Source organism: Pseudomonadota bacterium (assembly GCA_040752895.1).
Lineage (GTDB): Bacteria > Pseudomonadota > Alphaproteobacteria.
In genome coordinates this window covers 718121-728791 of the sequence record JBFMHN010000001.1, presented here as the reverse complement: position 1 = coordinate 728791, position 10671 = coordinate 718121, and the positions used below count along the sequence as shown (strand labels likewise).

Genomic DNA, 10671 nt, shown 5'->3' with positions numbered 1-10671 from the left:
GCTTGTCAATGTTCGACGCGCTTAGAACCGTCCCTTCCGGAACTTCTTCCGCCAGCGCCGCTCCTCCCACAAAACCAAGCGCAATTACCAGCGCGCCAGCCTGTAGGACTTTTCCGATTTTCAGCATGGTCAGATCCTCTCTCAAAACAGGGCCCTTCGTGGGTCATACGAGTCAGGGCGCCCCGCCGGCCTTCCGGTCTTCTTTTGTTCCGGCAGCAAGCAAAGCCAGTCGGGTGTAATCTTGAGTCACACTCTGGGAGAGACGATCACGGAAATCGAATAACAACGTTTCACAAACAGGTGAAGTTTCGCCGCAAGGTATAATCTTCTTTGAATACCGCGGTAGCCGTACTTTGTTGCCATGGCGGCACAAGATAAGGAGACAAAGATGTCTGGTCTGAAATTTCTTCGCAGTGGCGAAGGCGAATGGACACCGTGGCGCGGCCTGAAAGGCACGCGCATCCGCCGCCTGGTGGGTACAAAGGCGAGCCGTACGATCGGGGCCGGCATCCTGACGATGGAGAAGCAGGCAATCACCTCGAAGAACGACTTCGACGAGGTAATCGTCGTGCTGGAGGGGCATTATCGGTCCCGCTCGGAAGGCAAGACATACGAGGCGAAGCCGGGGGACGTGTTCTGGGCTCCGGCCGGGACCGCCTTCTCGCTGGAGACCGACTCGACGGCGACGGTCTTCTACGCGCGCTACCCGATGGACCCGAAGGTTGAAGGCGAGGGCTAGATTCGAGCAGCCCCAGCCCGGCCATGGCCTCATTTGAAAACCGCCAGAACGAAAGCGTTCCTATGCAACCAGCGCCTATCCTTGCCTTTTTGCTCGTCGCCATCCCGCTTCTTCTGGCCGGTCCGGCGTTCGCCGCCGATTTGTGCCAGGAGATCGAAAATGCTGCGTATGAAGGGGACAACGAAAAAATTCTTGAGCTGATCGGGCAGGGCGCGGACGTCAATTGCCAGTTTCCGGATGGATGGACGGCCCTGATGCACGCGGTTTATGCGAGCAGAATAGCCACGGTGCGGCTATTGCTCGAAAAGGGCGCCGATGCCTATATGAAAAAAGAGGATGGCGTCACGGCGATCGATATGGCGGAAGCAAAACGCAAACTGGCGACCAGCGATTCTACGATTGCCGAAGCAGGCCAAATGCTGAACCTGTTTGCGGAGTGGGAAGATGGATTGTTGGGTTGGGATTGACCGACGACGGAAGGGGGCCTAGCGCTGCCCGACCCGGCCCTTCCTCAAGGGTTAGAGCCCGATCGTTTTTCCACCGGCCAGCTTGGCCAGGGCAGCCACTTCGGGGCTCCTGTGCTCGATGACCTTGAGCCGTCCCCGCTTAGGTCCGCAGCGCGAACAGTAGCAATCCTGCACCCGGCGCGGGGGTTTGCGGACGTAGTGGTATTCTTCGCTGCAGGTCCGGCAAATCCAGGTGATGACAGCTTGTGCCTTCGGCGAGAGATAGTCCAGCGCGTGGCTGACGTCGGGCTTCTCGCCAAGCAGCAGCATCACCTGCTTCCATCCTGAATCGTGCCGGCAGTTCCGACGGTAGGCGAGATCGGCCAGGATGTGGGCGCATTCGTGGAGGAAGGTCGCGTTCCGGTCCGCCTCGCGGCCGGGAATGAGCAGGGCGGGGTTCAGCAGGATCTTGCGAAGCCGTGTGTTCGCAGCGCCCGCCTGCACCTTCGAGCGCTCGCTCGCTTCGACCCGGCAGGCCAGGCATGCCTCGTAGGCCTTGCCCAGCAGAAAGGCCCGATCGAGCCGCCGTTTGATCCCCCAGGCTCTGGCCACCTCCTCGACGGAGCCGAGCCTCTGGGTCTTGCCGTTCTTTAAGTTTTTTCCGTTCATTTTTTACCTGCGTTTCTCAGGAACTTAAGATGGGCGGCCTCACTCGCCGAACAGGTCTTTGAGGACGCCGCCGATGCCGCCGGCGTCTTCCTTCGTGAGACCGAGGGCTTGCTCAAGCCCCAGGGTGGCGGTGGCCGTGACAACTTCCTTCGTCACGGCGTTAAGGATTTTTGCCGCGACGTCGGCCGCGTTCGCGCCGCCTTTTTGCTTGCCGATGTTCGTGAATTCAATAGCGGGAAGCGCGACCTCGGCGTTGTCGCCGGCCAGGCCGGTGGCGCTTACCCGGATTTTTCCTTCGTCGATCGCAAGCTTCTCGATGAGGAGGTTGCGTTCGCTTTCTTCGTTGGCCGCTGGTTTCTCCGCCGCCTTGCCGCCGGTTTTGCCGCCGCCAATATAGGCTTCGACGTTTCGCCGCAAGGCGTCCAGGTTGCTGCCGTTCGCGTTCATTTCATAGGTCAGTTTCGGGGCGATCACCCGGATTTCGCGGATGACGACGGTGTTCTCCATGACCGTGCCGACGTCGAGCGAGATCGTCACTTCACCGAGCTCGAAGACGCTCCCCGTCTCGAATCCTTCCGGGTTTCCGATGAAAACGCTGCGCAGGCTACCCCTGCCGCTTTTCGGGGAAATCTCCACCGAGCCGACCCGAACCTCTGCCTTCAGGATGCGCGAGCCGTATTTTTCGATGCCGTCCTTGACAAGGCCGTCAACCGACGCGCCGATATAGACGATGGCGACGGCAACCAGAACGATCACCGCGGCGGCGCCAATCGCAATTTTCAACCTCCGGTTCATCGGACCCCTCCCGTTTCATTTCCGCGTATGATAGCGGAAGGCGGCGTCGGGGCGAGTCCGGAAACGCGCCACTCTCGATTTTCGGTAAGGCATTGTTTTTTTATAGGGTTAATGGCAGCCGTAGAAAGGAAAAATGGCGTTCTATCGGAGATATATCCTGCCGTGGGCGCTTCACTTCGCCTGTGGCGTGAAGCCGGTCCGCTACCAGCGGAGAAAGGTCATCCCGCTGGCCAAGGGCCAGGTGCTGGAGGTCGGCATCGGCAGCGGGCTTAACCTTCCCTTCTACGATGCCCGGCAGGTCGAACGCGTCATCGGCCTAGACCCGTCGCCCGAGATGCGGCGTATCGCCGGGAAAGCCGCGCGGGAGGCGGCCTTTCCGGTCGAGTTCATCGGCCTTTCCGGGGAAGCGATCCCGCTTGAGGACGACAGCGTCGATACGGTCGTTATCACCTACACGCTGTGCACGATCCCGGACCCGGTGAAGGCGCTTCGGGAAATGCGGCGCGTCCTGAAGCCGGGCGGCGAGTTGGTCTTTACGGAACACGGCCTCGCGCCGGACGAAGCCGTGCGCCGCGTTCAGCGCAGGATTGACCCCCTCTGGGGCCGTCTCGCCGGCGGCTGTCGTCTGACGCGGGAAATGCCGGACCTGATCCGCGAGGGCGGTTTTCGTCTTGTCGATCTCGATACGATGTATATTCCGGGGTGGAAACCGCTTTGCTTCAATTATTGGGGGCGAGCGATCGAAAGATGATCGGGAAGGTACACGCCGGCGCCGGCCTTTGGCTGCTTTTCGCGATGCTCCTTCCGCCGCAAGCGGGGGCTGCGGAACTTCCAGCCGGTACGGTGCTCAAGGCGCAAAATCTCGCCTCGCACCTCGAGGATAGCTTCGAAGGCACCTCAATCGCCGAACTTTTGCCGGAGCGCCTCCGGTGGCAAATCCTTGAGCAAGGTCTCACCATAACGCTTGCCCATGCCAGACCGCACCCGAAGGACCCCTTGCTCGAGGCGGCGACGGCGAGGAATCGGGGAAAGCTAACCCTCGATCCGAAAACCGGTCGCGTGCCGGGCTGGGAGGCGGGCGTTCCCTTCCCGGACATTTCCCTCGACGACCCGCAGGCCGCCCTTAAGGTGATGTGGAACCTGACCTACGGTCAGCCGCATGGCGATTCGCAAGTCTTCCCGCGGACGGCAATCGCTGAAATACACGCCGAGCGAGGCTACGAAAAGGCAGGCCGCCAGAAAATCGTGCGGGTTTTTCTAAAAGGACTGCTGCGCCGGGAGGGAAGGCCCGTTCTTGGAACGGGCCGGCTTTTCGATAAAAGCCTCGTCGTCGTGGAAGGGCCGCGCGACGCGCCCGGCAGCGGCGCCGTCCTCATCCGCTACGACACCGGTGAGGACGAATTCCTCGTCACCTACGCCCACGAGGCTAGGAAAGTCGTTCGTTGGCAGGGCGGCTACTGGATGGACCAACTCGGCACGACGGATTTCGTGGGCGACGATGTGCTCCTCTTTAACGCCTACCCGACGTGGTACGGGAGTTTCCGGATTCTGGAGAAAAAAAAGATCCTGGTCGTTGCGAACACCAAGCACCCTTTTTGGCGCCCGGAAGCGGGGCCCTTGCCCGAGCAATTCCCCGGCATCGATCTTGCCAACCTGCCTCACTGGAACCCCGTGGACGTATGGGAACCGCGCGAGGTTTTCGTCGTCGAGGCGATCCCGCCCGAGCGGCATCCATATGGCCGTAAGGTTCTCTATATCGACGCCGAAAACTGGCTGCCCTATCTCGGCGAATTTTACTCACGCAGCGGGCGCTTCTGGAAGGCAAGCGTGCTTGGTTATCACGTCTTTCCGGTGGAGGGAGATGGGGAAGGCGCGATCATCTGGCCGACTTGGCAGGTGATCGCCGATTTTCGCCGTCATCACGGCAGCATTTTTATTACCGACGATTCAGCGCATTTCAATCTGGCAATTGACCCCGAGGCCCTTAACCTAGATTCCATCAAGGATCGTTGCGCGAACTGCCTGCCGGTCGAAGAACCGCCGTCGCCTTGACGCGTTCGCGGCCTAGTTCTTTACGTCCGGGAACCACTCCTTCACCTGGCTGTCCTCGAAGAGAAGCTCCTGCTTGTCCACCTTCCAGGCGCCGCCTTCTTTCACGAGATGGTAAAGCTCGTACTCGATACTGCCGTCTTTGTTAAACATGTCGCTGGCGTTCAGGATGTTCGGGACGATCGCCTTATTCCCTTCGACCTTTGCGGGATAGGCGGTGAACTTGATGACCTTGACGCTTGCGTCGGAGTAAAGCTCGCGGGTCGAGTCCGCCCATTCCTGCTTCGTTTTGCCGTCGGCAAAGTCTTTCGAGACGTAGTCGAAGGCATCCTCGAAGAGATAGTCCTGAAGGGCGGCCAAGTGCCGTTCGACCGTTTCTTTCGGGCCCGGTGCCTGGGCGGAGGCCATCGGCAGGGCAAGCAGCCCGGCAAGGGCCAGGCCGAGAACGGCGAACGCAAGGTGTTGTATACGATTTTTCATGCTTCCTTCCCTCTTTCGATGAGCGCCAACCCGTAAATTCTATGCCAATCGGCGTACGATTGAAAATGGACTGAGAGCGCTGCCGTCCGCAAGGGGCTTGGCCCAAGGGCAAAGATCGTGATCGCCCTGGAGGGGTGCTCTATCTTATAACGGCAGGGAAGCGAGGATTTTGGAGGCGGGACATGGGGGACAGCGGCAGTCGAGGCGGTGCTATGGACCGGCGCGATTTTTTAGTCCTTTCGGGGCGGGTAACGGCGGTCTTCGGTTGTTTCTGGCTGGTTGCCGCGACGGCGGGCCGGGCGTCGGCGGACCTGCGGGCGGGTTCCGCCTTTAGCGCCGGATTCGACGCCGGGTTCTCCTGATGGCGGACACGCCGCGCACCCATGAGGCGTTGCTCAAGCTGTTGGCGGACAACACGAGCGGCGCGATCACGCCGCAAGTGCTGCGCGACCTTTTTGTGAGCCTCGATGACTATCCATTGAACGTGAGGCGCTTCGGCGCGAAAGGGGATGGGGTCACCGACGATACGGCCGCCATCCAGGCGGCGATCAGGGAAAGCCCCACGTATCCGCCAGAACGCTTTCGTCCGGTCTATTTTCCGCCGGGGAATTACCTGTGCCACGAGGTGGAATGGAACGGGCGGACAACGCTTGTCGGGTTCGAGGTTGGCAACAGCGTCCTCACGTACAACGGCGATGGCGGGCCCGGCAGCACCGTCCTCTTCTACGCCGATGAGCGACCCGGCGCGACGCCATGGGGAGGTTTTTCAAATCTCACGATCGGCGGACAGGCCAGCTATTCCGCGTCGTCGTCGAAAATCGCCGAACATTGTTTTCTGCGAATTGGCATGACCGGAACGGACTGGGGAACAAAATTCGAGAATCTTTATTTCCTTCATTGTTTTGGCGATGCCATCGATTTCGGTTCGAGCGAAATTGTGAATATTCATATGAATCGGATCCGATTCGATTCGATTGGCGGATTTTGCATTCGGTTTTCCGCAAATGACCGACACGAAAGCCGTCCCGTCAACATCAACCAATTCACCGTCGATAATAACCCCCATCGATATTCTTTCGCCGAAGCGGCGAAGTCGCAGGGCTATTACGATGGCACGCATTGGGGAAAAGGTTTTCTTCTGCTTGAGGACACGGGCGGGGTCCATTTCAACATCAGCGATGGGCGAATCGAACTGAACGTGCCGCTTCTGCTCCACGATACGCGAAAGGCGATGATTTTCGTCAACCAGACGTTCGACGGCGGCAACACGAGCGTTCGTCTTGAAAACGTTCATGGCTACTTCCGACCGACCGATGCCGGCGTCGGTGTCTTTGCAAAGGAAGGGCGAACGAACTTTACGGCGGCCGCCTCTCAAATCCGCGATTCGGTTGCCTTGTTTGAAGATTATCCTGCGAAAAAACGCATCTCGGAAATGGCCCATGATGTCGTCTATCGGACGAACAACCAGCAGAGCAAAGGAATCCATCTGCAGACCAGTCAGATCGAAGTGCGGGATGAGCTTCCAAACCATACCGTCTACAATGTTTACAAGCGCGGCGACGTGATCTTCGCGGAAAAGGTGAGCTCCGGCGGCCCCCTTGGATGGGTGTGCGTGGACAAGGATGACCATTGGCGCGCGCCGAGCAGGCCCATCTATAAGGGCGCGGTTTCCTTCACCGCAGGCAGCAATGAGATCACGGTCATCGTGCTGAACGACATGCACCTGTTCATGCCGGGGCTGGCCATCACGCTGGCGGGCGCGGGCGCGGCGGGCGCGGATCTGGATACCTTCATCACGGAGGTAAGCGGGGAAAAGCACGCCTTCACGGTCAACGATGCGCCGGCAGCAAGCGCGGAGTTGGCGGACGTGAAGGTGCCGGCGCCAAGTTTCGAGCCCTTCGGGATCGTCGGCGCCGTTCAGGCCGAGCCGCTTCGAGACAGCGCGGCGCAGGACATCGAGGGCCTGGTCGGTGACTTCAACGCTCTGCTCGACCGTTTGCGGAAGGCGAAGCTGCTGCGGCCCTGAGCGCGGTCAGGCTCGCCGTCGCGGCGCTTCCAGGGCTACGACGTTCTTGCTTTTGATGACCCGCTCCGCCGGCAGGCGGATCGTCACGGCCGTGCCGGCGCCGAGCCGGCTTTGGATGTCGATCGTGCCGTTCAGCATCTCGACGAATTTGTATACGAGGTGGAGCCCAAGCCCCGTACCCTCGTGCTGGCGGTTAAGCGCCCCGTCGGCCTGGAAGAACGGCTCCATCAGGCGCGGGATCGCCTCCTCCGGGATGCCGATGCCGGTGTCGATGATGCGGATCACCGGCGCGCCGTTTTCGTCGATCTGCGCTTCAGCCGTGACGGTCCCGCCCGGCTCTGTGAATTTCACGGCGTTGCTCAGCAGGTTGATAAAGATTTGTCGCAGGACCCGCTCGTCCGCCATCAGCATGGGGAAGTCCGTGGCGACCGACTTCTTGACGACAAGTTTATCCGCGTCTTCTCGGCGACTTACGATCTTGATGGAAGCGTCCAGAGTCGGCGGCAGGGCTACCGGCTGTTCGCGCAGCGAAAACTTGCCCGATTCGATCTTCGAAACGTCGAGGATATCGTTGATGACATCCAAAAGATGCGTGCCGCTGCGATAGATGTCTCCGGAATATTCCTTGTATTGCGAAACGCCGTGCGGGCCGAACATTTCGTTCTTCAGGATTTCGGAGAACCCGATGACGGCGTTCAAGGGTGTGCGCAGTTCGTGGCTGACGTTCGCGAGGAATTCGGATTTCGCGCGGTTGGCGGACAGCGCCTCCTCCATCGCCTTGTGTTGGGCCTCGTAGGCGCGTTTCTGGGCCGCAATATCCCGGAAAGTGTGGACGTGAACGGTGCGGTTTGCGCTCCGGCGCCCGAGCCGATACGAGTCGATCCGAAGCATCGATGTGCTGATGTTCATCTCGACCTCGACCGTGTCGCCGTCCCTTTGGCGAAGCGTCAATTCGTAAGGTCCGGCAAGACGCCCGGCACCGAAGGCGACGCCTTTTGACCTTTCCTCGCCCGACGCGATACGGATCGCTCGCAGTTCCGGGATTACCTCGGTGATCGGTTTGCCAAGGGCCTTTTTCGAGGAACGGCCAAGCATCAGCGCCGCGCAGGCATTGAAAAGCTCGATGCGGCCTTCCTCGTCGGTGATAACGATGCCGTCGAAGCTGTCATCGACGACGCATTGCATCATGGCGTTCCGCTGCAGAAGCATCGTGCGGTGCCGGAAAAACCGACGCACCCGCTTGCCAAACTCGCGGAAGAAATTCGCAGGATAGGCAAGCGCCATGAAAAGAGGCAGACGTCGTTTCATCGGTGCTCTCGGGGTTACCCCGGGACGATCGGGAGTGCTTTCGGCGGAAAGGGGAGAGAAGGAGAGGGGGCCCGGCGATGAGTGGGCCCCCTCCGGCTCTCTAGGAAAATGGGTATTGCCTTTTGATTCTCCACATTGGCCGTGGTCTCTGTCGTTTCCGTCATCCGCGTTGTCGTTTGGGTTGCCATCGCGGGCGTTTCCTGGATTCGTCGGTCTTTGCGTGGCGCGAACCTTCTTTCCTAAGACATGTCTTAAAAGCTATTCTTGTTTTATGTAATAAAACTCGCATACGGAAAGTATTTCAACAAGTTTCAGTTCGATTTTATTTGGTATTTCTCACGTATTTAATTAAAATTTTTCCTATTCCTTCGGAGCGAAGGCGGTGTTTTCCAGCCGCAACAGGCGATTGCGGGGGCGTCTTCGTTAACGTCCGACCTCGTCCCATGCGGGTGCGCCAAAAATACTTTGGTTTTGAACAAGCAGGCCCTCCGGCTTCAGTCGTTCCGGAGCTTGCGTGCGTAATCCTCGATCTGGCGGGCTGCGGCGTTGAAGGCGTCCCGAATGGCCACGTAGGCGTCTTCGTGGGCGTGGTCCTTCGGCCCGCTGTGGGTAACGACGATCTCTTTTCCCGGCACGCCGATGTCGATTCGGACGTTGTAGAGCTTCCCCTTGGTATGGTGCCGGTGCGGCGCTTCGATGACGACGCGGCAGCTCGTGATGCGGTCGAAGTAACGCTCGAGCTTATCGGTCTTTTCCCGAACATTCGCTTCGATCGCCTCGGAGGGGTCCATGTTGCGGAAGGTGATCTGCAACGGGATTTCCATGCCTTCTCTCCTTTAAAGCCCGGTTTAGCTGGAATAGACGCCAATGCGTTCGGCCTGTGTCGGCACATGGCCTTCCGGCGCCTTTTCGAACGCGTCGAAGGACGCATCTTCGGCAAGCGCAAGATGTTTTACATCCAAGGCCAGCAGACGGAAATGATAATGATGAAGCCCGCGGCGCGGGTCGCCCCCGCGTAAGGGGGTGCTTGCCCGATTTCGGGCAGCACAGCGCATCCGCCAGCCAGTCCGTCTCGACCGGTGGCGGGCAGCCGCAGGGGTGGTGTTTCCGCTCATCTTTTTTCCCCCGTTTCACGCAAGGCTAGCACGCCCGCCCATCGGCCTGAACTACAGTCGGACGGAAAGGCTGACGGCGGCGAACCGGTCGGCCTGCGGTTGCCCGCGAAACTCGCGCGTGCGGAAAACGTGGCTGAAGGTAACGCGAAAAGTGTCGAAGGTGATGGCGGCGCCCACTTGGAAGTCGCCGACCAGGATTCGCTTCGAGACGTCGTGGCTGTCGGAAAAGGTGTTGCCGTCGAGGAAGATGTTCCGCAGCACGAGGCGGCTTTCGGCGCCCGCGAAAAGATACCAGCCGAAGCCGTCGGCGGGCACGAAGAAACCGCTGCCGGGCAGGCTCGGCCCAATGCGGGGCGGGCCGTAATCGTTTGGCAGGTCCTCGCCGAAGCGCACCGCGATCCCGCCGGCCGCATAGGTGAAAACGTTACCTAGGCTGCCGCCGATGTGCGGGGTTATGTCCACGCCGAGGCCGTGGGTCGAGAACTCCTTGAGTTTCCGCCACTTGCGTTCGTAATAGAGGACGAAGCCGGGTTCGTTGTCGAGCTGGTTGTCCCACCCGTTCGCGCGCCCGACGCCGATCAGGTTGTGGTAGTCGTTCTGGATGTTCTGACCGAAGGCGGCCGGTCCAACGATGCCGATATCGAGGACGAGGCTGTCGAGTCGGGTGCGGCTATCGGCGACGAGGGAAAGCGTGCCGTAGAGCCAGCCGGCGTAGGGCCGGTCATCAGGGACGAGGGCGCTGGTGCTGGTGTCCTCCGGCGTGAAGATGCTTTGGCCGAGGCCATAGCCTATGCGAAGCTCGCTTCCCGCCGCGAAAAGGGGTGCGTGGCCGGCCATGCCACGGGCCCATCCCGGCACATCGTCGGCGGCGGAAAGCCAGGAAAGCCGCATGCCGTGGGTGTAGTGCCGGTCCGTGTTGGCGAGCCGGTCGTTCTCGATGATCAGCGTCAGCGTGCCGCCTTCCTCCGACCGGGCGCCGGCAGGCAAGATCAGGCAAAGAAAGAAAAAAAGAACGCCGACGCCGGCTGGAAGGTTCTGCACCAT

General features: G+C 60.1%; 13 protein-coding genes. 6 read left to right on the top strand and 7 right to left on the bottom strand.

Annotated features, from left to right (window positions below):
- Positions 1-388: 388 nt before the first annotated feature.
- Positions 389-739, top strand: coding sequence for a cupin domain-containing protein (locus tag AB1781_03730; protein MEW5703682.1), 351 nt, complete (start codon positions 389-391; stop codon positions 737-739).
- A gap of 23 nt (positions 740-762) precedes the next feature.
- Positions 763-1206 (top strand): ankyrin repeat domain-containing protein, encoded by a 444-nt coding sequence (locus tag AB1781_03725; protein ID MEW5703681.1) that lies wholly within the window; start codon positions 763-765, stop codon positions 1204-1206.
- A 51-nt stretch (positions 1207-1257) separates the two neighbouring features.
- Here AB1781_03725 and AB1781_03720 read toward each other — a convergent pair whose 3' ends face one another.
- Together AB1781_03720 and AB1781_03715 are read right to left on the bottom strand one after the other, a co-directional pair.
- A complete protein-coding gene (locus tag AB1781_03720; GenBank protein ID MEW5703680.1) occupies positions 1258-1854 on the bottom strand; it encodes a SprT-like domain-containing protein in 597 nt (198 codons plus the stop codon).
- A gap of 39 nt (positions 1855-1893) precedes the next feature.
- Positions 1894-2637: a hypothetical protein gene (locus tag AB1781_03715; GenBank protein MEW5703679.1), complete on the bottom strand. Its 744-nt coding sequence runs from the start codon at positions 2635-2637 to the stop codon at positions 1894-1896.
- 145 nt (positions 2638-2782) lie between these two features.
- Between AB1781_03715 and AB1781_03710 the strand changes: the two genes are divergently transcribed.
- Both AB1781_03710 and AB1781_03705 read left to right on the top strand, forming a co-directional pair.
- A complete protein-coding gene (locus AB1781_03710; protein MEW5703678.1) occupies positions 2783-3400 on the top strand; it encodes a class I SAM-dependent methyltransferase in 618 nt (205 codons plus the stop codon).
- Complete coding sequence (locus AB1781_03705; GenBank protein ID MEW5703677.1) at positions 3397-4701, top strand: DUF1329 domain-containing protein; 1305 nt, start codon at positions 3397-3399, stop codon at positions 4699-4701. The genes AB1781_03710 and AB1781_03705 overlap by 4 nt, the downstream gene beginning before the upstream one ends.
- A gap of 12 nt (positions 4702-4713) precedes the next feature.
- Here AB1781_03705 and AB1781_03700 read toward each other — a convergent pair whose 3' ends face one another.
- On the bottom strand, positions 4714-5178 hold the full coding sequence (locus AB1781_03700) for a hypothetical protein (protein MEW5703676.1): 465 nt from the start codon (positions 5176-5178) through the stop codon (positions 4714-4716).
- 182 nt (positions 5179-5360) lie between these two features.
- Between AB1781_03700 and AB1781_03695 the strand changes: the two genes are divergently transcribed.
- Positions 5361-5540: a hypothetical protein gene (locus tag AB1781_03695; GenBank protein ID MEW5703675.1), complete on the top strand. Its 180-nt coding sequence runs from the start codon at positions 5361-5363 to the stop codon at positions 5538-5540.
- Positions 5540-7204: a glycosyl hydrolase family 28-related protein gene (locus AB1781_03690; protein MEW5703674.1), complete on the top strand. Its 1665-nt coding sequence runs from the start codon at positions 5540-5542 to the stop codon at positions 7202-7204. Before AB1781_03695 ends, AB1781_03690 begins: the two co-directional genes overlap by 1 nt.
- 6 nt (positions 7205-7210) lie before the next feature.
- On the opposite strand, the gene AB1781_03685 is transcribed toward AB1781_03690, so the two are convergent.
- From AB1781_03685 to AB1781_03670, 4 genes are all read right to left on the bottom strand, one after another.
- Positions 7211-8512: an ATP-binding protein gene (locus AB1781_03685; GenBank protein ID MEW5703673.1), complete on the bottom strand. Its 1302-nt coding sequence runs from the start codon at positions 8510-8512 to the stop codon at positions 7211-7213.
- Between the two features lie 494 nt (positions 8513-9006).
- Positions 9007-9336: a ribosome-associated translation inhibitor RaiA gene (gene raiA, locus AB1781_03680; GenBank protein MEW5703672.1), complete on the bottom strand. Its 330-nt coding sequence runs from the start codon at positions 9334-9336 to the stop codon at positions 9007-9009.
- Positions 9337-9360: 24 nt separating this feature from the next.
- Positions 9361-9627 (bottom strand): YbhB/YbcL family Raf kinase inhibitor-like protein, encoded by a 267-nt coding sequence (locus tag AB1781_03675; GenBank protein ID MEW5703671.1) that lies wholly within the window; start codon positions 9625-9627, stop codon positions 9361-9363.
- Positions 9628-9678: 51 nt separating this feature from the next.
- Positions 9679-10671 carry a lipid A deacylase LpxR family protein gene (locus tag AB1781_03670; GenBank protein MEW5703670.1) on the bottom strand — a complete coding sequence of 331 codons (993 nt, stop codon included), beginning with the start codon at positions 10669-10671 and terminating at the stop codon, positions 9679-9681.